Raw genomic sequence first — 26,385 nt, forward strand, 5'->3', positions numbered from 1 at the left:
CACATTGACCGGTACGACGAGCTCAGCGGGCGGCACCACGGGCGCTGGCTTGCTCAGTGGTCTGGGCGGCCTGGCAACGAAGAAGTGACGAATAACGACGGCAAATAACGGCGCGGCAAAACAAGCGTCGAAGGGGGGCGGCGAGCCGGGTCAACCGGCTCGCCGTTTTTTTGTCACAGTTCGTGATACGTAACGTAATTCCGCGAGAAGTCGTTACGTTGCAGAAAATTGGTGTACGTCATCGTCACCGATGCATCGAGTCCTTCCACGTAATGCCACCAGCCGATCGGCAGAAACAGCAATTCGCCGGGTTCGAGCGTGCATTCCATCAAATGCGCATTGCGCATCGACGGGAAGCGTTCGTAGTCAATCGCATTGCCGTCCACCTGCGAAAAGCAATGCAGGGTGTTCACTACATGCGGCGTATCGGACAATGGAATCAGCTTGATCTGTTTGCGGCCGATCACCTGCGCCATGAAGTTATTGGTCAGATCATGGTGAAACGGCGTCTTCGTTCCAGCCGGTCCCATCCAGAAAAAACCGGTATCGGGCGATCCGGCGTCGAGATATTCGCCGATAGCCGGCACATCGGACCATAACGCCGCGAGTGCCGCGCGATTGTGCGAGGTGTTATTGGCGGTCATGTAGAAATCGTTAGTCGGGCCGCTGCGCTCGACGAGATCCACATAATCGGCAAAGCGCATCATGCGCTTGAGCTTCGGTTGATTGATTTCATAATTCGCATCCGACTCGCGGCCGAACTGCACTTCGACTTCGCAATCCCCGCAACGCTCGCGAAAGTAGTCGAAACTCCACTGCGTGCGCGCCGGCCAGAAATCGAAAGCGCCGGTGATGATGACCGGCCGGTTCTGAAAGTAGTACTGCTCAAAGAACTCGTCACGCGATAAACGCTCGCGCCTTTCGATCACAGCGCTTCCAGCGCGCATACGATTGAGCGTGCCGTACACCGACAATATCCATTCGCGCTTACGCAAACGATTGCGCAAGCGTGCGGCACCCTCAAAGTAAGGACTCGCGAGCGCTGTCTCGATTTCGCGGGCGGCTTCGGCCGGGTCGAAACCATGCCCGACCAGCGCACCGTGCACGGCGGGCGGCGGTGCGTCGAGCAACAGATTTTCGGCAATCCAGCGGCGCCAGCCGTTATCGATCGAACGGATCACAGTGGTCACGGCATTCTCCCAAACGATGTTCTCAAACCCGCTAGCCTCGCATGCAGACGCCCAAAAGAAAAGGCACGCGAGCCTTGCGGCGCGCGTGCCTTTTAGCTGCTTGATCGAAGACAAACAAAGCTGTCTTCGGGCATGCGGTTTTTACATCTTCACTACGTCGAGCAGCGTCTTCTTGCCTGCCTTGTAGTTGTACAGCGAGATCACGCCGTGTTGAAGGTCGCCCTTCGAGTCGAACGTGGTTTCGCCGATCACACCCTTGTAGTCGGTCGCCGGCATTGCTGCCAGAATCTTCGCCGGATCGGTCGAGTTCGCACGCTTCATAGCGTCGACGATGATGTACACAGCGTCATACGTGAACGGAGCGTAGATCTGGATCGGTTGGCCGAAACGCTTCTGATACTTGGCGAGGAACGCTGCGCCACCGGACATCTTCTCGAGCGCCATACCGGCTTCCGAGCAGACGATGTTGTCGGTTGCGTCGCCAGCCAGGTCCGACAGCTTGTCGGTACACACGCCGTCGCCTGCCAGCACCTTCGCGCGCAGGCCGAGCTGCTTGGCTTGCTTGGCGAACGGGCCGCCGGTTGCGTCCATACCGCCGTACATGATCGCGTCCGGGTTTTCGCCCTTGATCTTCGTCAGAATCGCGCGGAAGTCGACAGCCTTGTCGTTCGTCGCGTCATGCGACATCACGTTCAGGCCCAGCGACTTGGCGGTCTTTTCGAATTCGTTGGCGAGACCCTGGCCGTAAGCGGTCGAGTCGTCGACGATCGCGACGCTCTTCACTTTCAGACCCTTGGCTGCGTAGTTAGCCAGTGCCGGACCTTGTTGCGCATCGGTCGCCACGACGCGGTACGTCGTCTTGAAACCTTGTTGCGTGTAGGCCGGGTTCGTTGCCGACGGCGAGATCTGCACGATGCCAGCATCGCTATAGATCTTCGAAGCCGGAATCGAGGTGCCCGAGTTCAAGTGGCCGACCACTGCGACGACCTTATCGTCCACCAGCTTCTGCGCGACTTGCGTAGCCGTACGCGGGTCAGCTGCGTCGTCTTGCGCGTCGAGTTGCAGCGTGATTTTCTGGCCACCGATCGTCAGGCCCTTGGCGTTGATTTCTTCAACTGCCAGGCGCGCGCCGTTTTCGTTGTCTTTACCCAGGTGAGCGATACCGCCGGTCAACGGTGCAACGTGGCCGATCTTGACGACCTCGTCCGCCACCGCGCCCGTTGCCAACGACGCAAACAACATGGCCGCAGCGCTGATCGGCAACAGCTTTTGAATCTTGATGTTCATGTAAGTCTCCAGTTTCGGTCCCAAAAACAACGTAATCGCCCTGTGCCCCCGCTTCCCTACACGTGTCGCTCAGTCCCGTGGACGACCACGCCGGTTGCATCGTTCATGCACTTGGCCAGCACGTTCACCGGACTGTTTGTGGCAGGCGGCAAACCGTACTTGCGCGCAAGTGTAGGCCATCAAATTAAATTGTGGGACTTTTTTGAGGAAGTGGGATGAACACTAATAGCGTTTATCCAACAGGAGCCGATTCCGGCTGGAAAGACAGGCTGGAAAGCGCCAGCCCATGCGGGTTTCCGCTAGGTGAGCCTTTCGTCTAACAGCGCGGCCTAAAGCTTTTAGCGTGTTAAACCGTTAATGTTTCGAATAGGCTTTGTGCTTAAAAAACAAGGCGCGTCGCAGGTCGCTGCGAGGCGCGCCTGAGTCATGCCGAATCAACGTTTTAGCGCGCCGATCCGTGCGGCTGCTGCATGCCATTCCTGCTCGAGTTGCCCGACCAGTTCCGCCGCACCGAGGCCTTCCCGACGCTTGCGGCCAAGCGGCGCACCCTGGCCTGACCATAGAGACAGATAGTCGCCGTTATCCGCGCGGCTCGCGGTTTGCCGCAGCTCCTGAGTCAAAGCGTTTTGCACCGGATAAGGCGCGACCTTGTGCGCTGACTCGCTCAAACGCTGCATCAACGAATTGCGTATGCCACGCGCATGACGCCCGGTGATCACGCGCGTCACAGAGGTCGATGTGTCGGACATCGAACGTACGCGGGTTTTCCATGCCTGCGGTATCGCACTCTCCTGACAGGTGAGGAATGCGGTGCCCATCACCGCGGCTTGCGCGCCGAGCGCGAGCGCGGCGACGATGCCGCGCCCGTCCATGATGCCGCCGGCGGCCAGCACCGGCAGACCGGTCGCATCGACGAGTTGCGGCACGAGCGCCATTGTGCCGACCAGCGCATCCTCGAATGCGCCGATGAAGGTACCGCGATGCGCACCCGCCTCCGCGCCTTGTGCGGCGATGGCGTCTGCGCCCGCGTCGCGCCAGGCGACACCTTCGGCGGCATGCGTCGCGGTGCCTATTACATATAGGCCGTTTGCATGCAGGCGGGCAACATCCTCGGCGCAAAGCAGTCCGAACGTGAAGCTCGCCACCGGCACGCGCAATTCGATCAGCGTTTCGAGTTGCGCGCGAAAATCCGGCGCATAGCGTTCGAGCGGCTTGCCCGGCGGCAAACCGAGGTCCGCGCGCAATGGATCGATTGCTTCGAGCGCGTGGCGCACGGTGGCTTCGTCCGGTGCGGCCGGCTCCAATACAAACAGATTCACGCCGAAGGGGCGATTCGTCAGCGCACGAATTGCCGCGACTTCGCTCACGATCTTCTCGGGCGGCAGTGCCGCCGCCGCGAGGAAGCCGAGACCACCGGCATTCGATACCGCCGCCACCATCGCAGGCGTCGTCGCGCCGCCGGCCATCGGCGCCTGCACGACCGGCACCCGCAACTCGAAACGCGCCGCAAACGGCGTCACAAAACTTCCTTCATTCATGATCGATTCCCCCTCCGACAATGCGCTCGCAGCATCGACGAGCCAAGACTCTGAACTGTACCGAGCCGTGCGCGCGCGGGAAAATGAATTATCGAGAATGTTTCAATCGCCTTACGAGATTGTCGCCGCGCTGCGGGCGTCGTCAGGCTGCGCGTGGCCTCGCTGCAAGGCGTTTCTTTTGATGGCAAACTGACCGCCCGCCTTAGGCATTCAGGCCTCTGGCATTCATTCAGACCGCCCCCGCGCATCAACGCACTGGTAAATGGAGAGCAACATGAGCACGACTTCCCGCTGGATCGACATTCCCGCCGGCAACGACAGTTTCGGCGGCTATCTGGCGCTGCCCAAAGGCGGCAAGGGACCGGCCGTCATCATCATTCAGGAAATCTTCGGCGTGAACAGCCATATCCGTTCGGTCGCGGATCAATACGCGCAAGACGGCTACATCGCGCTCGCACCGGACGTGTTCTGGCGCGTGCAGCCGCGCGTCGAATTGACGTATGACGGCGCGGATCGCGAGAAGGGCATCGAGCTGATGCAGAAGACCAACGTCGACCAGGCGGTGGCCGATATCGGCGCAGCCGCTGCAGCACTGCGCGCCATGCCGGAAGTGACCGGCAAGGTCGCGGCGATTGGCTTCTGCTTCGGCGGTCAGCTCGCGTATCTGGCAGCCGCGCAAGGCACGCTTGACGGCGCGGTTGCGTACTACGGCGGCGGCATCCAGAACAAGCTCGATCAGGCCGCCAAGGTCAAAGTGCCGATGCAATTCCACTACGGCGAACTCGACGCGCATATTCCGCTGTCGGCTGTCGGCCAGATTCAGGAACGCTTCGCCGGCCGCACCGATGCGGAATTCAACATTTATCCGAACGCCGATCACGGCTTCAACTGCTCGGACCGCGCGTCGTATAACCAGCCCGCCGCAGCGCTGGCGCATGGCCGCACGCTGACTTTCCTCGGCGAACGGCTGTAACTCGCGGTTGTAACCGGTGCCCGGAGCTTGCGCCTGGAACTCGCGGCTTTAATTGGCGCCTGTAACTTACACCTGTACGTGGGTTACTCTCTCAAGGACGACGCGCTATCAGCGCGTCGTCATCTTCCATGCATATCGATGAATCGGGGACGACGGGACGTCCAGCCAAGCCGTTCATCATGCGCGTAGGCAACCGGCAGATTCAACACTCGATAGTGAGGATCCCTCCGTCGTGCAATCAGACTATCTCGCCCATGACGCCATCGGCCTCGCCGAACTGGTTCGAAGTCGCGAAGCCAGCGCGCGTGAGTTGCTGGACATCGCGATCTCCCGCACCGAGGCCGTCAATCCCGCGATCAATGCGATCGTCCTGAAGGACTACGACGCCGCGCGTCAGCGTGCCTCGCGTGACGATGCGAACAGAGCGAACGGCGCGAACCATACGGATGGTGGAAGCACGCACGCTGCGCTCGCGGGCGTGCCCTATCTGATCAAAGACCTGGGCGCACCGGTCGCCGGGTTGCGCATGGCGATGGGCAGTCGTCACTATCGCCACTTCATTCCTACCGAGGACGCACCGGTCGTCGCGCTCGCGAAAGCGGCCGGCCTTAACATCTTCGCCAAGACCAGCACGTCCGAACTCGGTCAGATGCCTTATACGGAGCCCGAACTGTTCGGCGCGTGCCGCAATCCGTGGAATCTCGACCACACGCCTGGCGGCTCGAGCGGCGGTGCGGCCGCGGCGGTCGCCGCAGGCATCGTACCGCTTGCGCATGCATCGGACGGCGGCGGCTCGATCCGCATTCCCGCTTCATGTTGCGGACTGTTCGGCCTCAAGCCTTCCCGCGGACGTGTGCCGCGCGCGACGCCAACCGCCGCGGCCGGTGATCTCGGCATCGATCTCGCGGTATCGCGCAGCGTGCGCGACAGCGCGTTGCTGCTCGATCTGCTGGCGGGCAACGCGGACAGACCGCTCGGCGCGCCGGGTACTTTCCTTGGCGCAAGCCGCGAGCCATGCAAGCCGCTGAACATTGCGTACGTCACCGATTCGATGCTGGCACCCTCGCTCTCCGCCGACTCGCGCGCCGCGCTCGAAGACGCCGCGCAACTCGCCAGTTCGCTGGGCCATAACATCGAACCGGTGTCGCTCGGGATCGATTTCGCGGCAGTCCGCCATGCGTTCCTGATGCTCTGGTCCGTGACGGCGGAAGAAATGGTGCTGCATGCCGATCGCATTACCGGCCGCAAACCGCTGCGCGACGAATTCGAAATCTCGACGTGGACCATGGCGCATGTCGGCCGCAAACTCGGCGAGCGCGGCCTGCCCAGCGCACTGGAAGAACAGCGCCGCATCACCGAACGCCTCACCGATTTGCTGAGCCGCTACGACGTGCTGCTGTGCGCGACGCTCGCTGGCGCTCCGATCAAGATCGGCGAAATGCATCCCACCTCTGCGGAGCGCATGCAGATGCGCGCCGTCACGGCGATGCCGCTCGAACCCCTGATGAAAAAGCTGCTGACCGAAGCATCGAACAAGGCGTTCGCATGGGCGGGATGCACGGAGGTGTTCAATCTGAGCGGACAACCGGCGATGTCGGTGCCGCTGTACTGGAACGCGCGCGGGCTGCCTATCGGCGTGCAGTTCGCCACGCGTAACGGCGGTGAAGCAACGCTGTTGCGACTGGCCGCGCAACTCGAAGCGGCGCGGCCGTGGTTCGACAAACGGCCGCCGTTAATGCAGGCGCGCAGCTAGACGAAGGGGCGCCCAGCGTATCGACTCAGACGCCTACTCAAGCGCCCACGCAAGCAACGATTCGTGCAACGACAGACGAATCAACCCGAGCAGCCGCGCCACTGAACACTCAAGCCGGTTTGCGCTGCGCATCGAGATCCGCGTGCCGCTTGCCGGGGATGCACGCTACCGCGACGATCGACAACGCCAATCCGCCCATCACGTAGTAAGTCGGCGCGAGTGGCGAACCCGTGGTGTTGATGAGCCACGTCACGACGAAAGGCCCGAAGCCGCCGAACAGCATCACCGCGACGTTGTACGCGAGTGATAAACCAATCGAGCGCACGTTCGCCGGAAACAGTTCGGCGATTAACGCGCCGAACGGTCCGTAATATCCGGACAGCGTAATCGACAGTAGCGCCTGCACCAGAATCAGTTTCGACACGCTCGGCTCCGCCGCGAGCCAAGCGAACAGCGGATAGATGATCACGAGCGTCAGCACCAGCGACCACAGCGAAAGCCCTTTGCGTCCGATCCTGTCCGACCATGCGCCCGTCAGCGGCGAGAGCACGGTCAACAGCAGATTGCCGACGATCACCGCGTAAAAGGATTGCGCATAGGGCAGCTTCAACTGCTTGACCGCGAAGGTCGGCAGATAGCTGATCAGCACGTAGATCGTCACGGTGAGCGCGATCACCGCGCCGAGTCCGCACAACACGTCGCGGGTATGGCACTTGAACACTTCGCCGAGCGTCGCGCGCCGCGCCGTTTTTTGCGCAAGCAGAAAGACTTCCGAATCGGAGAGATGCCGGCGGATATAGAAACCGATCGGCCCGATGATCAAGCCCAGAATGAACGGTACGCGCCAGCCCCATGACTTCAACGCCTCGGGCGAGAGGCCATGCGTGATCAACGCACCAACCACAGCACCGAGCAGAAGCGCCGCCGCCTGACTCGCCATCTGCCAGCTGCCGTAGAAACCGCGCTTCGAGAACGGCGCCGCTTCGATCAGCAAAGCAGTAGAACTGCCGAATTCACCGCCGGCGGAAAAGCCCTGCAGCAAACGCCCGAGCACGATCATCAACGGCGCGCCGATACCGATCGCCGAATACGGCGGGGCAATCGCCAGCAGCAGAATGCCAAGCGTCATCAGCGCGATGACGAGCAACAGCGCCGCCTTGCGTCCCGCGCGATCTGCGTAAAGTCCAAGTACGATGCCGCCGATCGGCCGCATGACAAATGCAACGCCGAAGGTTGCGGTGGTCAGCAGCATCGACGAATAGTCGTTGCCTACCGGGAAGAATAATTGTGCGATCACCACCGTGAGGAAACCGAACACGGTGAGGTCGTACCATTCGAGCGCATTGCCAATCACGGCCGCCACGACGGCCCGTGTGTGGAGGCTCCTTGACGCTGGTGCCATTCGAATCTCCAGCCTGCGAAAAGTGTGGCGTGGTACGGCGTCTCAGCGTGGATGTGCGTCAGCGCGTCTCTTATCTCTTAGTGTGAGTGAGAAAAAACAGCGCCGGCCGCAGCAATCGCATTGGAGTGTAAAGAGCGCGCAAGCTGTTTTCAAGCTGCAAAAAGGCGTCTGTCGCGCAGGGCGGCAGACGCCTCGATGATCGGACAGCAGTCCGGCGCCGTCATGTTGCAGCGCATTGGCCGCGCCACTGAGCGTGTGCGCGACCCGAACGGAATCAGGCCTTCTTGTTATATGCGCTGCACCAACCCTTGCTCGCGACCTGCTTGCCCGCGAACATCGGGCAACCGGCGTAAGCGTCGGTCGGCTTGCCTTGATAGAAGCTGCAGTTGCCGCAGTCCTGGCCGGCCGCGTATTTCGCGAACTTGGCCTTGTCGACTTTGGTCGCATCGGCCTTGTAGCCGAGCGCTTGTGCGGTCGGATCGGTCTCGGCGACCTTCGGTGCGTCTGCAAAAGCCTGGCGCGACAGCGCGAAGGTCGAGGCCACACCAATGCTGGTGATCAAAAACGTACGACGGGAAGATTTCATGGGGACTCACTCCATTTATATTGAACTGATCGCCGTTCTGATGACAGCGGTCCCCAAGGATAGCAACGAAGCCGTCGCGCGTGACGGCCCAAATGGTAGAGATAAGCGAATTGGTACGACGCCACGCTCGAATATCGAGCGCGGCACGCCGGCTAATCATGTGACGCAAGCACCCGGGTGAAAACCCGGGGTGCGACGATTAGGCGCGCCCGCTCAATTCGCAGACGCGCTGCGCAATCGCCAGCGAGGCCGTCAATCCCGGCGACTCAATACCGAACAGATTGACGAGCCCGCGCACGCCATGCGCGGCCGGACCTTGAATCACGAAGTCGGCGGCGGGCTCGCCTGGGCCGGAGAGCTTCGGACGAATCCCCGCATAAGCGGGCTGCAAGGCATCGTCGGGAAGCGCGGGCCAGTAAGCACGAATCGCCGCGTAAAAGGAGTCCGCGCGATGCGGATCGACGTCGTAATTGATCGCGTCGACCCATTCGACGTCGGGACCGAAGCGCGCCTGGCCGCCAAGATCGATCGTTAGATGTACGCCGAGGCCGGCTTCGTTCGGCATCGGGTAAATCAGGCGGCTGAACGGCGCGCGCCCCGAGATGCTGAAGTAGTTGCCGCGCGCGAGATAGAGGGGCGGCACATGACGCGCGTCGAGGCCACGAATCGTGCGCGCCAGCGCGTTCGCTTGCAAGCCGGCGCTGTTGATCACGCAGGCGGCGCTAATCGTGGTCGGCGCGCTGCCACCCACCTTGATGATGAAGCGGCCGTTGCTCGCCTCGATCGCCTTGACCGGCGCGTGGAACGCGCAGACTGCGCCGTCGCGCTCGGCGTCGCCCTGAAGCGCCAGCATCAACTGGTGACTATCGACGATGCCCGTCTGCGGCGAGAACACAGCCTCCACACATTCGAGCGCGGGTTCGAGCGCTTGCGCCTGGTCGCCGCTGATCCGCATCAGATCGAGCACGCCGTTCTCACGGCCCTTCGCCATGATGCTTTCGAGCTGAGGAATCTGGTTGCGCGAGGTGGCCACCAGCAGTTTGCCGCAGCGTGAATGCGGCACATTGTGTTCAACGCAATAGTCGTAGAGCATCTCGCGGCCACGCACACAGAGCGCCGCTTTCAACGAGCCGCGCGGATAGTAGATCCCCGCGTGAATCACTTCGCTATTGCGCGAACTGGTGCCTACGCCGATCGCTTCGGCCGCTTCCAGCACGATCACCTCGCGCCCGCGCGCCGCCAGTGCACGCGCCACCGCGAGACCGATCACGCCTGCGCCGATCACTACACATTCGATTTGATCCATGTCCCTTGACGCGGCTGACCTCGCCGCGCGCTGCCTCGTTCACCCGATATACATGAAGACAGGGTGCGGCTATCGAGGACCGCACACCGCTCGCTGTCGAACGCATCTGGCCTTACGCAACCACTTTGCAAAATTGTACGACGCTGCACAGACACAAATGCCCGCAGTCGGACGACTGCGGGCATTCGGTCTTGAGCAGGTCTAAAACGTATAGGCCGGACAAGATCAGTGTACGCCGTCGACGGTCGCCGCGCTCGACTCTTCATGCGGACGGGGCGTCGAGTGGCGCCGCGTGGTGACATGCAATCGCATCTCATAATTAGCAACAATTGCCGGAGCATTCATCGTCTTTCCGGTATAGAAGCCCGATTTGAGACCATAAAAAAGCCGCCCAAAGGCGGCTTTCAGGCAAAAAAAGGGTAAAAAACATCAAAAACCGATCGGTTTCCGGCGATTTCCGTAATCCAGCCGGATGTCGCCAGCGTCGATCCAATCGCGCCCGTCGATGCGCGCCGCGCCGAAGCCATTGAGAATCGCGCGCCGCATTTCACGGGGCGATGCCGGCTTCAGCGCATTGAGCGCGGCGTCGCCTAGCGTTGCGGGAAAGCGCAGACCCCAGTTATGCGCCGAGCGAATCTCGTCGTAGATCGATTGGGCGATACGGCGTGCGCCGTCATGATCCGGCGGCGGAATCTCATACACGTTCATCCGGTTCAGAATCGGCTCCGGGATCGAGCGCTCGTCGTTCGCCGTGGCGATCCAGATCACGTGGCCGGCATTGATCGGAATCTCGGCGAATTCGTCGATGAAGGTCTGCGCCGTGTCGTGCTCAAGCAGCGCGTAAAGCGCGCCGAGCGGATCGTATTGCGAATCGCCGGTGGCCTTGTCGATTTCGTCGACGGCGATCACGGGGTTCGCGTAGCTGCCGTTCACGAGCGCATCGAACACCTTGCCCGGCTTCGCGTTCTTCCACTGCGACGAGGCGCCCGACAGAATCCACCCCGCCGTCAGCGAACTCATCGCCACGTACTGGTAGGCGGTGCCGAGCAGGCGCGCCAACTGCTTGGCAAAGTGCGTCTTGCCGATGCCCGGGTCGCCGAGCAGCAGGATCGGCATCAGTTCAAGCCGGTCTTCAGTCTCGAGACACAAGGCGACCTGCTTGCGAATGTCGTCGAGCGGCGCTGAAAAGTTGGGCAGCGCGTCGATCAGATCGTCGATCGACGGCATCCGGTTCGGCTTGACGCAGAAGCGCAGATTGCCGGTTTTCAGCATCTTTTCGTAAGTGGCACGCAGCGCCTCGTTCGCGCCTTCGCCGAGATCGTTCAGTGCGGTCTCGACCTGATCGAGGTCGTACACCCGACTGAAAGACGCCACGGCGATTTCCTGTTTGACCATTGCTGTTGTCATCGCTCACCCCGTCTGGCTGGTCTTGCTGCTGCGGCGCCTGATGGGCGCCGTTTCAAGTCCAGTGTAACGAGGACATATTCGTGTGCAAGCCAGCAGTCGTGCGGCTCTGCTGCTAACAACGGCCCCGTTTTCTGCGATGCCCCGGAGGAAGTCTTCTTTGAGGGACGCCTCGAAGTACGGCCCACTCGGAGGCGCCCCGAAGGCAGTCTCTTCGGGGATTCACTCTTTCACCTGAAATGGTGTATTGCTGAACCCGGCCCCGTTTGAAGTGTCAGAAAAGCGTTCGCCCCATCAGGCGTAAGATGGCCCTCTGACTACTCTGCCGGACGCAGTAACCGGAGACTCTTTCTATGTGGAAAACCAGTATCGCCGCCGTGCTGTTCGGCACTTCGCTGCTTGCAAACGCGCAGCAAGGGTCGGCACAACAGGTCGTTCAATGGCAGTTGCAGGTCATGCGCGACGGCCAGCAGATCGATTCATTCGACGGCACCACTACCGTCGGCCAGGCGCGCACGGACACGCACCACAAGATGATGCAGCATAACGTCGGCTGTAAAGATCAGCCCGGCGGTAGCATCGATCTGGCGCGCACGCTGACGGTCTCGCCGCTGCACGCGGATGCAAATGCGGTCACGCTGTCGATCGAAGCCCAGGAAACGTTCGAGGAAGACGCCCCGCAGCAAACCGATACCGGCTGCAAGCTGCCGCCGCAGCCGCGTCAGGTGAGCGCGAGCCATCCCGGCCTGACGGTGCCAGCCGGCCAGTGGACCAGCTGGACGATCGTCGACAAGAATCCGAACCTCGTCTATCGCGTGCGTGCGAGCCTTGCGAACGGTCCGAGCTAAAGCAAACCAGCGGCAAACCTGCACAGTTAAGAGCAAACGCAAGCGAACTCAAGCGAATAACCGAAGCCTCAACAGAACACGTGGACAACGCGGCATGCGAAACCCAGAAGAATTGATCCGCGAGAGCGTAGCGCCCAAGGATTTCATTGCGGTGAGCTGGAATCTGCATAAGGGCCGCACACCGCTCGGCTTTCAGGCCTGGCAGGCGATGCAGCGCTGGGTACAGTCGACCCATGCGGACGCGTATTTTTTACAGGAAGCGATGGCGCGGCGCATGCCCGCGCCGATATTGGCAAGTAGTTTTGGCTCGCCGCTCACCGATCCGTTGAGCGATGTCTGGCATTGCCAGGCCACCGAGATCGCACGCGCGGCCGAGCTCGAAATCGCGCTTGGGCCGAACGTGTTCAAGCCCTCGTGGCGGCATGGCAATGCGATTCTGTCGCCGCATCCGCTCGATCTCGGCGGGCGCTGGGATATCTCCGCGCATCGCTTCGAAAAACGCGGCCTGCTGGTGGCGCGGGCGACCTTCGGCGGTCATTCAGTCACGCTGTTGTGCGCGCATCTCGCGCTCACGCGCTCGGCGCGCTTGCGGCAGATGAACTGGATCGCGCACTGGATCGCGAAGGAAGCGCCGGAAGGTCCGTTGGTGCTGGCCGGCGACTTCAACGACTGGCGCAACGACTCGGTGCCGCTCTTCGCCGAACACGGCCTGCAGGAAGTGGCCACGCTGCTCGGTGAATCGGGCCGCACGTTCCCGGCCTTCTCGCCGGCGCTGGCGCTCGACAAGATGTTCGTGCGCGGCATGAAACCGGTCGAATGGATCCAGCCGACGCAGGAAACGGCGTGGCTGTCGGATCACTTGCCGTATATGGCTCGGCTGCGGGTCGAGTGAGGAGGCTGGGTTCGGTTGCAAGGGCAGCGCGGCTGCCCTTTTCTTTTTGCAGCGGCTGTACAGACCGGAGACACGGCTGACAAGTGTGCGAGGACATGGTTGACACTTCCGGGCGATCCAACGCCCGTCCCGACCATGCCCTCTGGACGCAAAGAAATATTGCAAGCCTCGGCTAGCCCTTGCGCGGCGTCCAGGTCAGCGTCGCCGCGATCTCCTCGCCCGGCTCCAGCACACAGCCGCCCACCTGCTCCTGCATGTCGACCGCGTTGAAGCAATCGGTGGTGTTGGTCACCGGTTCCACGCACAGTTGCGCATCGTTGGCGGGCGCGAATACGACCAGATGATCGAAGGGCGTATCGGCGGTCATCGTCAATTGACGGTGTTCGTCGGGCCACGCAATCGTCGCCTCGCGCGACCAGTTGGCGAAGTTGTTGTCGAGCGCGAACGCGTCCGGCGACATGCCGTGACGCAGCGCCTCAACCGCGGGGTGCGGGCCGAGATGCGTGGGCAGCACGTCCGCGTCGGCATGCCACATGCGTTGCACATTGGCGTAGACGCGGGTCTGCGCGGTGCGTGGATAGTACGGGTGATGGCCCATGCCGAAGGGCATCGGCCGGTCACCCAGATTCTGCGCGGACAACGCGACGTGCAGTGCGCCGCCGACCAATTCGATACGCTGCTGCGCGCGATAACGGAACGGCCAGTCGCCAGGCTGCTGCGGATCCGGTGTGTGTTCGAAGTGCAACTCCACTGAACTCTCCGTGCACGCACCTACCTGCCAGGGATGCCGCCACGCATTGCCATGCAACGCGTGCGCAAAACGCAAGTCATTACCGCTCAGATCGACTGTGCCGCCGCCGAACTCAAAACGCGCATCGCGAATCCGGTTGCAGTAGGGAAACAGCGGAAAGCTCGCCATGCGTAGCGGATCGCGTTCATCGAACGCCGCTTGCGTGGCCGGCCTCAGCCAGTGCAGCGCGCCTTCAGGCGTCGACTCGTAGTAAGCCGCCAACGCGCCGCCGACTTCAGGCGCGACCACTACTCGCGTGGCGCCTGACGTCAGCGTGACAAGCGCCGGCGCGATCGCGCGGTCGTCGAGCCATGCGAGCTCGGTGAGGTTAGTGAGGTCAGTGACGAGCGGCCGGACCGGATTCAGGGAAACGTCGCGCATGGTCAGAAAAGGCGGAGCCTCAGGCGGATGGCGGCATGAACGCCCATGGATGTCTCCTATGACGTGCCGCGCACAGCGCGCGGCCGGCGAACCGTCAGGGTCCGCGCGACCGAGAATCGCACGCCAAAGCATATCGGTCAATATTATTAGTAATAAATTTGCCAGAATGCACCGAATCATGCCTCGCGAAACCTCCCAAATGGCGGGTTAGCGTGCGTTGCCGCGCGCATATTATTAGTGGTACCGTCAGCACCACACATGCCACCGACATGCCCTTGCTTTCGCGCCGCTGCAGCGCGGCCCGCACAATGAAAAAATCGACTCAACGCCGTCCGACCATGACCGACATCGCCAAGCTCACCGGCGTGTCGCAATCCACCGTTTCGCTTGTCCTGAACAACGCGACCGGCGCGAAATTCTCCGAGACCACCCGCAACAAGGTGCTGAAGGCCGCGCACGACCTCGGCTACCGCCTTTCGCTGCGCGAACCGGTGTCGGCTTCGAACGATGAACGCAACCTGATCGTCTATCTGGCCGACGAGATTTCCACCAGTCCGCACCCGGTCGTCAACGTCGACGGCGCGCGCGATGCGGCCTATGCAAGCGGCAAGATGCTCGCCGTCTACTCGACGCATGGCAACGCCGACATCGAAAAGCAGGTGCTCGACGCGACGCTGTCGAACCCGCACGTATTCGGCGTGATCTACGCGACCGTCTACACCCGCAAGGTCACCCTGCCGGCGGCGCTCTCGCAGGTGCCCACCGTGCTGCTGAACTGCTACACGAGCGAAGGCGGGCTTTCATCGGTGGTACCGGCCGAGGTCGCGGGCGGCCATCTGGCGACCGACTATCTACTGCAGTCGGGGCATCGGCGGATCGGCTATATCAACGGCGAGCCGTGGCAGGACGCCTCGAAAGACCGCCTCAAGGGTTATCGCACCGCGCTCGCTACCGCCGACCTGCCGTTCGCGCCGGAACTGGTGCGCGACGGCGACTGGAGCTCGGGGGTCGGCTTCGAAATGACGCTCTCCCTGATGCGCGAGCCCCATCCGCCGACCGCCATTTTCTGCGCCAACGATCTGACCGCGCTGGGCGCGATCGAGGCACTGAAGCAACTCGGCCTGCGCGTGCCCGAAGACGTTTCCGTGCTCGGCTACGACGACCAGGAAATTGCCCGTCACACGCATCCGCCACTGTCGACCGTGGTGCTGCCGAACTACGAATTGGGACGCTGGGCCGTCGAAACTCTGCTCCAGGAAGAACACAACCGCGCGGCCGGCGCACCGGTGCGGCATCGGCTCGTGAAACTCGACGGACCACTCGTCGAACGCGGTTCGGTCAGGGTAATTACCGAGGCAAAAAAGCCAATAATTAATATTATTAGTGATTGACCGATAATAATTCTCGATGGAATAATCGGCACGTCCGGTCAGGGTGAAACAGCCCGGCCGACAGGAGAAACACTAAAAAGCAAATACACCTCACCAGGTACTGGAGGAAGACAATGGCGTCGCTCAACACGCAGTCGCGCAAGCACGCGCGCAGGCAGCAGATTCGTCCGCTGGCAGGTTCGCTGCTGGCTCTGGCCATCGGTTTCGGCGTCGCCACGGCGCATGCCGACGACGCGCTGCCGAAGTTGCCCAGCAAGACTCCGCTGAAGGTCGGCTTCGCGCAGACCGAAAGCAACAATCCATGGCGTCTCGCGGAAACCAAGAGCTTCAAGGACATCGCCGCGAAGTGCGGCTGGCAGTTGGTCATGACCGACGCCAACAGTTCGAACTCGAAACAGGTGTCGGATATCCAGAACATGATCGCGCAACACGTCGATCTGCTGGTGTTCCCGCCGCGCGAAGAAAAACCGCTTGCGCCGGTCGTGCTGCAAGCTAAAAAGGCCGGCATTCCGGTGATTCTGGTCGACCGCGACGTCGATCAGTCGGTGGCCAAGGCGGGGCGCGACTACATCACCTTCATCGGCTCCGACTTCATCGATCAGGGCCATCGCGCCGCTGACTGGCTGGTCAAGGCGACCGGCGGCAAGGCGAAGATCATCGAACTCGAAGGCACCACTGGCGCGTCCGCGGCGAACGATCGCAAGAAGGGCTTCGACGAAATCATCGCGAAGAATCCGGGCATGACGATCATCGCGTCACAAAGCGGCGACTTCGCGCGCGACAAGGGCCGCCAGGTGATGGAAACGCTGTTGCAGGCGCATCCGGACGTGACCGCCGTCTACGCACATAACGACGAGATGGCACTCGGCGCGATCGCCGCGATCAAGGCGGCCGGCAAGCAACCGGGCAAGGATATCCAGATCGTCACGATCGACGGCACCAAGGGTGGCATGGATGCGATCGCCGCCGGCGAGCTCGGCGCAAGCGTGCAATCGAGCCCGTTCTTCGGCCCGCTCGCCTGCGACGTCGCCCAGCGTTACGCGAAGGGCGAAAAGATCCCGACGTGGGTCAAGGTCTCGGACCGCTTCTACGACAAGAGCAATGTGCAGCAGAACATGCAGTACGGCTATTGATCGACCGCCGCCGTCGTACGCGCGGTTTTGTAGCTTGGGGGCAGTGCTTTAGCGGAGTGTCCAGGCGCTCCGCACTTCGAAGAAAGCCTCTTCGGCGGCAGTGCCCGCAGGACGTCCCCGCCCCGAATCAGTCTCCTTGGGGGGCGGGCGACGGGAAGGGTTCGGAGCGACGCGTTCGTGGCAGCACGGGCCGTCGCTTCGCTTTTATGCGGCGTAACATGGTCCGGCGACACCGCCTGCATAGCGCCCGAACGAATGGCCACAGCGGCTCGCCCGTGCAACTCATGCAGCGCATGAAGCAGCACACGCATCAGGAGGACACCCGTGACGGAATCCGGCAAAGAGACGCCACACTCTCCCCTTACCCGTTCCCCGCTGCTGGAGATGCAGGACATCGGCATCAGCTTCGGCGGCGCACCCGCGTTGCGCAGCGCCAATCTCAGCGTGGCAGCCGGCGAAGTGCATGCGCTGATCGGCCAGAACGGCGCCGGCAAATCGACCATGATCAAGATCCTGACCGGCGCATATCGGCGCGGCTCGGGCAGCGTGTGCTTCGAAGGCCGCGAAGTCGATTTCCGCACGCCCAAACAGGCACGTGAAGCCGGCATCAGCACGATCTATCAGGAGATCAACCTGGTGCCGTTCCGCTCGGTGGCGGAGAACATTTTCCTCGGCCGCGAGCCACGCCGTTTTGGCCTGATCGACTGGCGCGCCGTGCAGCAGCGCGCCGCCGCATTGCTCGAATCGTTCGGTTTGCAGATCGATGTGAAGAAACCAGTCAGCCGCTATTCGACCGCAATTCAGCAGATGGTGGCGCTGGCGCGCGCCGTATCGTCGGATGCGAAGATGGTCATCATGGACGAGTCCACCTCGTCGCTCGATGAACGCGAAGTGGAATTGCTCTTCACCGTTGTACGCAAACTGCGCGACGACGGCCGCGCGGTGATTTTCGTCTCGCACCGGCTCGACGAACTGTATGCGCTGTGCGATCGCGTCACCGTGATGCGCGACGGCCAGACGGTCGCGCAAAGCACGATGGCGGAGATGGACAAACTGCAACTTGTCACGACGATGCTCGGCCGCACGCTTGCCGCCGTCGTGCAGGAAGACGCCACTGCGCGCGAAGCGAACCTCGCGCGTCGCGGCAAGCAGGCGATCGCCGCGACGCATTTGAGCACGCATCCGAAAGTGAGCGATGTGTCGCTCGAAGTGCATGCGGGCGAAGCGGTGGGTCTCGCGGGCCTGCTCGGCTCGGGCCGTACCGAAACCATGCGCCTGATGTTCGGCGCCGATCCTATCGAACAAGGTTCATTGTCGATTGGCGGCGAGGCGGTGGCGTTGAAGTCGCCGCAGGACGCGATCGCGCGCGGCCTCGCTTATCTCACCGAGGACCGCAAAGCCGAAGGCATCGTCCCCGAACTCTCGGTGCGCGACAACCTCACGCTCGTCTGCTTGCGCACGCTAGCGAAGAACGGTGTGGTCGACGTGAAGAAACAGCAGGCGATCGTCGATCGTTTTATTGCGTCGCTCGGCATCAAGCTGCGCTCGGCCGATCAGCCAATTCGCGAATTGTCTGGCGGCAATCAGCAGAAGGTCCTGCTCGCCCGCTGGCTCGCTGCCGAACCGTCGTTGCTGCTGCTCGACGAACCGACGCGCGGCATCGACGTCGGCGCCAAAGCCGACGTGGCGAAGATCGTGCGCGAGCTGCGCGATGCGGGCCTCGCTGTGCTGCTGTCCGCCTCCGAACTCGAAGAACTGACAGCGGTGGCCGACCGCGCGGTAGTGATCCGCGACGGCCGCACCGTCGCCGAACTGAACGGCGCGGACATGAGCGAGACCGCGATCATGGACGCCATCGCCTACGGCAGCGAAGGCCAGTCGCAACTGGCCGAAGCCGCCCAGTCCGCACATATCGAAGACGCGTTGGAGGGCGACCGTCATGGCGCTTAAGTTGCACACTGAGTCGTTGCACGCCGAATCGTTGCACCCCAAAACCGCGGCGCAAATGCCGGACGCAGCCGCGCCGCGCGCTACGGCCGCATCGACGGTGAAGAAATGGCGGCACCTGGCCATGCAACGCGAAGTGATCGTGTTGCTCGCGATGGTGCTCTTCAACCTGATCTTCACCCCGCACTTCTGGTCGCTGCAAACCTTCAACGTCAACATGACGCAGGTAGTGACGATCGTGATCGTCGGCATCGGCATGACGCTGGTGGTGGCGACCGGCGGCATCGATCTGTCGGTGGGTGCGTCGATGGCGATCTCAGGCTCGCTCGCGCCGATGCTGTTCCTGAACATCCCAGGGCCAGGCGGCATTGCGCTCGCGTTCGTGCTGCCGGTGCTGGCGGCCGCCGCGTGCGGTGTCTTCAACGGCTTGCTGGTGACGAGGCTATCCGTCCAGCCGATTGTCGCGACGCTGGTGCTGTTCATCGCCGGGCGCGGCATCGCCCAGGTCGTCACCGACGGCAGCCTGCAGGCGTTCAACACGCCCGCATTCCAGTGGATCGCATTGGGCAAGGTCGCCGGCGTGCCGTTTCAGGTGCTGCTGATGCTTGCGCTGGTCGTGCTGTTCGCGTGGATCGTGCGCAAGACCCTGTTCGGCCAGTATCTGCTGATCACCGGCGGCAACGAAAAGGCCGCCTATCTGTGCGGTGTGCCGACGGCCACCGTGAAGCTGATCGCGTACACGCTGTGCGCCGCGCTCGCGGGGCTGGCGGGGCTAATCTCGATCTCGGTGAATTCGTCGTCCGATGCGAATGTGGTGGGGCTCGGCGTCGAACTCGATGCGATCGCTGCGGTGGCGGTCGGCGGCACGGCCCTGACGGGCGGCAAGGCGTATATCGGCGGCACGCTGATCGGCGCGCTGATCATCCAGTTGCTGCGCTATACGCTGCTCGCGCACGGCATTCCCGACGCGGCGGCCCTGGTGGTGAAGGCCGGCATCATCGTCGCGGCGGTTTATGTGCAGCGGCGTTCGCGCTAACGCCTCAAGGACACTTCGGATTCGATGCGATGAAAAAGAACCTTCCCATCCTCCTTGCTCTCGTCGCGCTGATCGTGCTCGGCCTCGTGCGCTACGACCATTTCGGCTCCGCCTACAACATCACCTCGTTCTGGCGCTACAACTCGATGTTCGCGCTGATCTCGATCGGCATGGCCTTCGTGATCATCACGGGTGGGATCGACCTGTCGGTCGGCACGGTGGCCGCTTTGGCGAGCGTCGTTGCCGCGTTGACCAGCGTGTACGGCGGCTGGGTCGCCATCGTAGCGGGCTGCGCGGCGGGCGTGGCCGTCGGCGTGCTCAACGGCCTGATCATTACGCGGTTGAAAATCCTCCCCTTCATCGTGACGCTCGCGACCAGCCTCGGCGCGCACGGCATCGCGCTGCTGCTCGGCAAGAACGATGCAGTGTCGATTGCCGCCGACTCGAACTTCGGCAACTTCGGTCAAGGCGATCTGTTCGGCCTGCCGATCCCGGGGATCGTGGCAGTGGTCGCCGCAGTGGCCGGCTGGCTCGCGCTGCGCAGCACGCGCTTCGGGCGGCATTCGCTGGCAATCGGCGGCAGTGAGGAAGCGGCGCGGCTGATGGGCCTGAACGTCGATCGCACGCTAGTGATGGCGTACGCGGTAAGCGGGCTGCTCGCCGGCATGGCAGGAGTGATCCTGGCCGCGCAGTTCGGCGCGGGTCAGCCAAACGAAGGCGTCGGCTGGGAGCTGTTCGCGATCTCGGCGGTAGTGCTCGGCGGCACCTTGCTCACCGGCGGCGAAGGCTCGATCGCGATGACGATTGCCGGCGTGCTGCTGCTCGGACTGGTGTTCAACCTGCTGAATTTCGAAAATGGGCTCGGGTTCATCAGCCTCTCGGCGTACTGGCAATCGGTGATTCGCGGCGTGTTCCTGCTGCTGGTGATCGTGCTGCAGGCGAGAGTGTTGAAGCAGCGCGGCAAGAAGCGTGTCGCTGCAGCAGCGTAATCCGCAATGAGGCTGCGATCCGGCGAGCCGATCCGACAATCGTCGCCTCTCGCTGATTGCGCCGGTGTTCTCAAAACACAACACGCGACGGGCTTCGTGCAGCACGGAATTCCGGTGGACAGCGCGATAGCAGCCTCATCCGAGCGTCGCCCGGAGTAATCAGGACGTGATGCAGCGTTCTTCATACACAGAAAGGGATTCTGGCGGATTAACAGCCCATCAATCCCTGTTTGTGTACCAACCTGGCGTGACAAACCAACCCGGATAAAGGCGACCGCACATCCCCTCTGCACTGCGTTTTCCTCACCTTTCGCGACGTTTCCCTCCGCTTTTGCCAGTTTTATCAGCAGGGTCAATGCTGCGGCGCACGGCAGGTTTCGGTATCATCCTGAAAATGTTGCCCGCGCGGCGCGCCTATCCGGCGCAAGCCGGACAGCCGATGGCAACCGCCCTGCGCGGCTTTCGCCCATCGCCGAATCCTTGCTGAAGCGCGGCTGCATTTACGCCAACGTACTTCGCGGCGCCGATCGTAACGACCGCCGGCGTCGACGCTTCCAGGTCCGGTAACCCGCTTCACCACGCTCAACCGCCGCGCCGCAGCCCTCGGGCAGCGGGCGCGGTAAAATAGCAGATTGCGCGTGATTTTCGACCACGGGTCAGCGCAGCATCGCCCTTGCCGTGCCGGCCGGCTATAACGACTGGCCGCCTTTGTTTTCGCACTATCCAAGAAGCCATGAGCAACCTGAATTCACAAACCGTCCTGAGCGTCCATCACTGGACCGATACGCTTTTCAGCTTCACCTGCACGCGCGATCCGTCGTTCCGTTTCGAAAACGGTCAGTTCACGATGGTGGGCCTCGAAGTCGAAGGCAAGCCGCTGATCCGCGCCTACAGCCTTGCGAGTGCAAACTATGAAGAGCACCTCGAATTCCTGAGCATCAAGGTGCAGGACGGCCCGCTCACGTCGCGCTTGCAACATTTGAAGGTCGGCGACGAAGTCCTGATCGGCAAGAAGCCGGTCGGCACGCTGATGGCCGACAACCTGCTGCCGGGCAAGACGCTGTGGCTGCTGTCCACCGGCACGGGGCTCGCGCCGTTCATGTCGATCATCAAAGATCCGGACATCTACGACCGCTACGAGCGCGTGGTCCTGACGCACACCTGCCGTTTTGTCGACGAACTGGCGTACAAGGAATACATCACGGATCACCTGCCGGCGCACGAGCATCTGGGCGAACTGGTGCAGGAAAAGCTGCTGTACTACCCGACCGTGACGCGCGAAGCGTTCCAGAACCGCGGCCGTATCACCGAACTGATCGAAACCGAAAAGCTGTTTGCCGACCTCGGCGTGCCGGGCTTCTCGCTCGAAGACGACCGTGTGATGCTGTGCGGCAGCCCGCACATGCTGCGCGACACGCGCAAGCTGCTCGACGACCTGGGCTTCCAGGAAGGCAGCAACAACGCACCGGGTCATTACGTGGTCGAAAAGGCGTTCGTCGGCTAAGCGAACACCCAGTTTTAGCGGCTCACGCCGCGTATTCATCAGAAAGGAGCCCTCGGGCTCCTTTTTTGTTGGTCAGTTACAAATTGGCTTCATCGACCTGACATTTTGCGTCAGCATTCTTCCTACAATTCCGGCGTTGCCAAACATCAACCATTGCGTGAAATGTAGGCGCTAACCCTTGGTACGCCTGCATTTTTTCTTTTTTTGAGATATCATCGCGGCGCACGAACGGTCGTTTAACATGTCTGTCATGGCGCGACCTATTTGTTACTGAATGTAAATTTCGTTACGTCACACTGTAGCAATTTGTCCGTCGCGTACAACGCGTCAAAAGACATCCCTGGAGGCCAGAGAGTCGCATGCGTTCTTTTGTCTTCGCGCATCCGTCGCGCACCCGCTTCGCCGTTCACACTGCTTCCTGAGAGGGAAAGTCATGGATACGTCGACTGTCGTCCCGTTTAGCCCCCACATTCCGCCTTCACTTGCACACGCCGCGCCGCAATCCGCTGCTGAGCGCGAACTCGCGCTGCTGCGCGCCCGCGTGCGCGAACTGTCGGCGGAACTCGTGCAGGCGCAGGAAGCTGCCTGCCGCCATGTGGCGCGCGAGCTGCACGACGGCGTGGGCGCCGAGCTGACGGCGACGCGTTTCGCGCTTGCCGGCGTCGAAACCTGGCTGCCCGCCGATGCGCCGCCGCAGTGCGCCGCCGCGCTCGCCGTCGCGAATCGTTCGCTCGACGCCGTATGCGCCGCCAGCCGCCAGGTGGTCGCGGAACTGCATGCGCCGTCGCTCGAGGCAGGCATTGTCGGGGCACTGGCGCAATGGATCCGCGACTTCGCCGCACGCACGAACCTGCGCACAAGTTTCGTCTGCGCTGCCGACGCGCGGCTCACCCGCCTGCCCGCCGACGCGGCGCTGGCCGTGTTCCGGGTCGCCCAGGAAGCACTGAACAATATTGCCAAGCACGCGCGCGCCGAATCCGCCGACGTGCGGATTGAAACCGGCCGCCGTCACCTGACGCTAATCGTCAGCGACGACGGCATCGGCGTGACGCGCAACGCTCGCAACCGTCGCGGCCATTTCGGTCTGAGCGGCATGCAGGCGCGCTGCGCCGCCTTCGATGGCACCCTGCGCGTCAGCGCCCGGCGGGCCGGCTCATGCCGCGGCGACGGAGCCGAAGAATCGCGCGGCACGCTCGTGCGTGCACGCTTTGCGTGGGATGCGATGCTGGCGAGCGCACCGGGCGCCGGGCGTCGCGCGCTGCAATCGTGAGCACGCGATCATGAGTCTGCGCATCCTGCTCGTCGACGACCACGCGGTGGTTCGCCAAGGCGTCCGCCAGTTGCTGCTCGACCGCGGCGTGGCGCGCGAAGTCACCGAGGCCCAAAGCGGCGCCGAAACGCTCGACGCCATCGCCCAACACAGCTACGACGTGGTGCTGCTCGACATTTCGCTGCCCGACATGAACGGCGTCGAAGTGCTCAAGCGTCTGAAACGCAAAGCACCGCGCGTGGCCGTGCTGATGTTCTCGATGTACCGCGAGGACCAGTACGCCGTGCGCGCGCTGAAGGCCGGCGCCGCCGGCTACCTGTCCAAGACGGTCGATGCCGCGCAGATGGTCGGCGCGATCCAGCAGGTCGCGGCGGGCCGCAAATACGTCAGCCCGGCCATGGCCGAAGCGCTGGCGGATTACGTCTCCTTCGACGGCGAACAATTGCCGCACGAAAAGCTCTCCGACCGCGAATACCAGACGCTGTGCATGCTCGCGTCCGGCAAGCGGCTGACGGATATCGCCATGGCGTTATCACTGTCGGTGAAGACGGTCAGTGTGTACCGCACCCGGCTGCTCGAGAAAATGAAGCTGCGCAATAACGCCGAGCTGACCTTCTATGTGATGAGCAACCGGCTCGTCGATCTGAATCCGGCGATGGCCGGCTGACGTCCTCCTTCCGCAATCGCTGCATGCCATGCGATCGCCACGGACAGGGTGGCAAGAGCGCGATTCCCCACCCGCTTGGGCGTGCAGCGAGCGAAAGCCTTTCCGCTGCGCAATATCATCAGATAAATACCACGCTCAACGCCCTCCCTCAGGTATTTCCCGCCCGCCGCACAGCCGGCAAAAACGCCGTCCCAAAATGGTGCAGAAGCGCGCATCCGTTAAAATCGCGGGTTTCCCCGACATTCGGCGCGCGAGATGCGTGCACTACTGGAGACCCACCGCCAATGTCCCTGTTCCGCAAGAAGAGCGTCGAGCACATGATCGCGAGCGCTCAGAACGCCGGCCTGAAGAAAGCGCTCGGCGCGCTCGATCTGACTTTCCTCGGTGTCGGCGCCATTATCGGCACCGGCATTTTTGTGCTGACCGGCACGGGCGCGGTTCAGGCCGGCCCGGCGCTGATGGTCTCGTTCCTGATCGCGGCAATTGCCTGCGGGTTCGCCGCGCTCGCCTATGCCGAGTTCGCGTCGACGATTCCGGTTGCGGGATCCATCTACACGTATTCGTACGCGACGCTTGGCGAACTGGCCGCATGGATCATCGGCTGGGACTTGATGCTCGAATATGGACTGGCAACGTCGGCGGTGTCGGTCGGCTGGTCGGGGTATCTGCAATCGCTGCTGTCGGGCTTCGGCGTGAGCCTGCCGGTTGCGCTGACGGCCGCGCCGGGCGCCTTGCCGGGACACGAGACGTGGTTCAACCTGCCCGCTTTCCTCGTGATGATGGCGATCACGGCGCTGTTGTCGCTTGGCGTGCGTGAATCCGCGCGGATCAACAACATCATGGTGGCGATCAAGGTGATCGTGGTGCTGCTGGTGATCGGCGTGGGCGTTTTCCATGTGACGCCGGCGAACTGGCATCCGTTCATGCCGAACGGCTGGAACGGCGTGTTCGGCGCGGCGGCGGTGATGTTCTTCGCGTTCATCGGTTTCGATTCGGTGTCTTCCGCTGCGGAAGAAGTGAAAGATCCGAAGCGCGATCTGCCGATTGGGATCATCGCGTCGCTGGGCGTGTGCGCGGTGCTGTACGTCGCGGTGGCGGCTGTGGTCACCGGTATCGTGCCGTCGGCGCAGTTCGCGAACATTTCGCATCCGGTGTCGTATGCGTTGCAGGTGGCGGGTCAAAAGTGGGTCGCGGGCTTTATCGACCTTGGCGCTGTGCTGGGCATGTTGACGGTGATTCTGGTGATGGCTTATGGCCAGACACGCGTGATCTTCGCGATGTCGCGGGATGGGTTGTTGCCTGCGAAGCTGTCGAAGCTGCATCCGCGGTTTGCTACGCCGTTCTTTACGACGTGGCTCGTGGGGATTTTCTTCGGGCTGATTGGCGCGCTGGTGCCGTTGAATGTGCTGGCTGAGCTGATCAATATCGGCACGTTGGCCGCGTTTTCGATGGTGTCGATTGCGGTTCTTGTTTTGCGGAAGACGCATCCTGAGTTGCCGCGGGCGTTTCGGTGTCCTGGCGTGCCGGTTGTGCCGGTGTTGGCTGTCGCCTCCTGTTTGTTTTTGATGGTTAATCTTCAGGCCGTGACCTGGGTGGCGTTTGTGGTTTGGTTGCTCATTGGGATGGTGATTTATTTTGGCTATTCGCGGCGGCATTCCAAGTTGGCGAAATAAAGGTTTTGGTTTTTTTGCCTGTGGGCGCTTGTGCGTCCGCTTGCCTGGGGTGTTGGCCTTTTCTTGAATTGTTTGCCTGCTTGCGCTTGTTCGTCTGTTTGCCTGCGGTGTTGGCCTTTCCTTGAATTGTTAGTCTTACTGTGTCAACTAAAAGCGATACCTGGTAGTATGAAGTAATAGCGACTACGGGGTATTGCAATGACAGACGATCTCGATGAATTTGACGCGTATCTCGACCATCTGGCACAGGAGTTAGGGCACGCTAATCGCCACGCTGGCCTTAAAGGCTACTGTTCCGGTCTGGTGATGCCACTGTCACGCAAGAGCGTCGAACCAATGGCCGCGCATATCGATCCGCTTCATGCCAGTGCGAAGCATCAGTCGCTCCACCACTTTGTTGCCAAGGCCGAGTGGTCCGACAAGGC

At 62.1% G+C, this 26,385-nt stretch carries 22 protein-coding genes; 14 read left to right on the forward strand and 8 right to left on the reverse strand.

Translation table 11 applies throughout. From position 1 onward, the window contains the following. Positions 1-173: 173 nt before the first annotated feature. The 3 genes from HHL24_RS34250 to HHL24_RS34260 form a co-directional block, all read right to left on the reverse strand. Entirely contained in the window at positions 174-1,190 is a 1,017-nt protein-coding gene (locus tag HHL24_RS34250; RefSeq protein WP_169489721.1) for a cupin-like domain-containing protein, read from the reverse strand. Between the two features lie 141 nt (positions 1,191-1,331). Next, a complete protein-coding gene (locus HHL24_RS34255) occupies positions 1,332-2,477 on the reverse strand; it encodes a branched-chain amino acid ABC transporter substrate-binding protein (RefSeq protein ID WP_169489722.1) in 1,146 nt (381 codons plus the stop codon). A 434-nt stretch (positions 2,478-2,911) separates the two neighbouring features. Beyond that, positions 2,912-4,015, reverse strand: a complete 1,104-nt coding sequence (locus HHL24_RS34260) for an NAD(P)H-dependent flavin oxidoreductase (protein ID WP_169489723.1) — start codon at positions 4,013-4,015, stop codon at positions 2,912-2,914. Between the two features lie 274 nt (positions 4,016-4,289). On the opposite strand from HHL24_RS34260, the gene HHL24_RS34265 reads away from it, so the two are divergent. Together HHL24_RS34265 and HHL24_RS34270 are read left to right on the forward strand one after the other, a co-directional pair. Further along, positions 4,290-4,988 carry a dienelactone hydrolase family protein gene (locus tag HHL24_RS34265; RefSeq protein WP_169489724.1) on the forward strand — a complete coding sequence of 233 codons (699 nt, stop codon included), beginning with the start codon at positions 4,290-4,292 and terminating at the stop codon, positions 4,986-4,988. A 232-nt stretch (positions 4,989-5,220) separates the two neighbouring features. Next, complete coding sequence (locus tag HHL24_RS34270) at positions 5,221-6,741, forward strand: amidase (protein WP_169489725.1); 1,521 nt, start codon at positions 5,221-5,223, stop codon at positions 6,739-6,741. Positions 6,742-6,850: 109 nt separating this feature from the next. On the opposite strand, the gene HHL24_RS34275 is transcribed toward HHL24_RS34270, so the two are convergent. From HHL24_RS34275 to HHL24_RS34290, 4 genes are all read right to left on the reverse strand, one after another. Further along, positions 6,851-8,143, reverse strand: a complete 1,293-nt coding sequence (locus tag HHL24_RS34275) for an MFS transporter (RefSeq protein ID WP_169489726.1) — start codon at positions 8,141-8,143, stop codon at positions 6,851-6,853. Between the two features lie 274 nt (positions 8,144-8,417). Next, entirely contained in the window at positions 8,418-8,729 is a 312-nt protein-coding gene (locus HHL24_RS34280; protein ID WP_169489727.1) for a high-potential iron-sulfur protein, read from the reverse strand. Positions 8,730-8,928: 199 nt separating this feature from the next. Continuing rightward, the gene (locus HHL24_RS34285; protein WP_169489728.1) at positions 8,929-10,035 is read right to left on the reverse strand and encodes an NAD(P)/FAD-dependent oxidoreductase; all 1,107 of its coding nucleotides are present in this window, start codon (positions 10,033-10,035) and stop codon (positions 8,929-8,931) included. A 429-nt stretch (positions 10,036-10,464) separates the two neighbouring features. Continuing rightward, on the reverse strand, positions 10,465-11,442 hold the full coding sequence (locus tag HHL24_RS34290) for an AAA family ATPase (protein WP_169489729.1): 978 nt from the start codon (positions 11,440-11,442) through the stop codon (positions 10,465-10,467). 350 nt (positions 11,443-11,792) lie between these two features. On the opposite strand from HHL24_RS34290, the gene HHL24_RS34295 reads away from it, so the two are divergent. Both HHL24_RS34295 and HHL24_RS34300 read left to right on the forward strand, forming a co-directional pair. Further along, positions 11,793-12,287, forward strand: coding sequence for a hypothetical protein (locus tag HHL24_RS34295; protein ID WP_169489730.1), 495 nt, complete (start codon positions 11,793-11,795; stop codon positions 12,285-12,287). Positions 12,288-12,381: 94 nt separating this feature from the next. Further along, on the forward strand, positions 12,382-13,179 hold the full coding sequence (locus HHL24_RS34300; protein WP_169489731.1) for an endonuclease/exonuclease/phosphatase family protein: 798 nt from the start codon (positions 12,382-12,384) through the stop codon (positions 13,177-13,179). A gap of 172 nt (positions 13,180-13,351) precedes the next feature. Here HHL24_RS34300 and HHL24_RS34305 read toward each other — a convergent pair whose 3' ends face one another. Then, positions 13,352-14,350: an aldose 1-epimerase gene (locus HHL24_RS34305; RefSeq protein WP_169489732.1), complete on the reverse strand. Its 999-nt coding sequence runs from the start codon at positions 14,348-14,350 to the stop codon at positions 13,352-13,354. 338 nt (positions 14,351-14,688) lie between these two features. Between HHL24_RS34305 and HHL24_RS34310 the strand changes: the two genes are divergently transcribed. From HHL24_RS34310 to HHL24_RS34355, 10 genes are all read left to right on the forward strand, one after another. Then, a complete protein-coding gene (locus HHL24_RS34310; protein ID WP_169489741.1) occupies positions 14,689-15,741 on the forward strand; it encodes a LacI family DNA-binding transcriptional regulator in 1,053 nt (350 codons plus the stop codon). Positions 15,742-15,854: 113 nt separating this feature from the next. Further along, complete coding sequence (locus HHL24_RS34315; RefSeq protein WP_169489733.1) at positions 15,855-16,874, forward strand: ABC transporter substrate-binding protein; 1,020 nt, start codon at positions 15,855-15,857, stop codon at positions 16,872-16,874. A gap of 384 nt (positions 16,875-17,258) precedes the next feature. Beyond that, positions 17,259-18,824 carry a sugar ABC transporter ATP-binding protein gene (locus tag HHL24_RS34320; protein ID WP_206003153.1) on the forward strand — a complete coding sequence of 522 codons (1,566 nt, stop codon included), beginning with the start codon at positions 17,259-17,261 and terminating at the stop codon, positions 18,822-18,824. A 55-nt stretch (positions 18,825-18,879) separates the two neighbouring features. Next, the gene (locus HHL24_RS34325; protein WP_169489742.1) at positions 18,880-19,857 is read left to right on the forward strand and encodes an ABC transporter permease; all 978 of its coding nucleotides are present in this window, start codon (positions 18,880-18,882) and stop codon (positions 19,855-19,857) included. Positions 19,858-19,886: 29 nt separating this feature from the next. Then, positions 19,887-20,846, forward strand: coding sequence for an ABC transporter permease (locus HHL24_RS34330; protein ID WP_169489735.1), 960 nt, complete (start codon positions 19,887-19,889; stop codon positions 20,844-20,846). Between the two features lie 733 nt (positions 20,847-21,579). Continuing rightward, on the forward strand, positions 21,580-22,350 hold the full coding sequence (locus tag HHL24_RS34335) for a ferredoxin--NADP reductase (protein WP_153134273.1): 771 nt from the start codon (positions 21,580-21,582) through the stop codon (positions 22,348-22,350). A gap of 433 nt (positions 22,351-22,783) precedes the next feature. Beyond that, positions 22,784-23,620: a sensor histidine kinase gene (locus HHL24_RS34340; protein WP_169489736.1), complete on the forward strand. Its 837-nt coding sequence runs from the start codon at positions 22,784-22,786 to the stop codon at positions 23,618-23,620. A 10-nt stretch (positions 23,621-23,630) separates the two neighbouring features. Further along, positions 23,631-24,287 carry a response regulator transcription factor RqpR gene (gene rqpR / locus HHL24_RS34345; RefSeq protein ID WP_169489737.1) on the forward strand — a complete coding sequence of 219 codons (657 nt, stop codon included), beginning with the start codon at positions 23,631-23,633 and terminating at the stop codon, positions 24,285-24,287. 284 nt (positions 24,288-24,571) lie between these two features. Further along, a complete protein-coding gene (locus HHL24_RS34350) occupies positions 24,572-25,960 on the forward strand; it encodes an amino acid permease (protein ID WP_169489738.1) in 1,389 nt (462 codons plus the stop codon). A gap of 198 nt (positions 25,961-26,158) precedes the next feature. Then, positions 26,159-26,385 (forward strand): transposase (locus tag HHL24_RS34355; protein WP_206003149.1); only part of this gene is annotated, 227 nt, incomplete at its 3' end.

The sequence above is a fragment of the Paraburkholderia polaris genome (assembly GCF_012927345.1).
GTDB lineage: Bacteria > Pseudomonadota > Gammaproteobacteria > Burkholderiales > Burkholderiaceae > Paraburkholderia > Paraburkholderia polaris.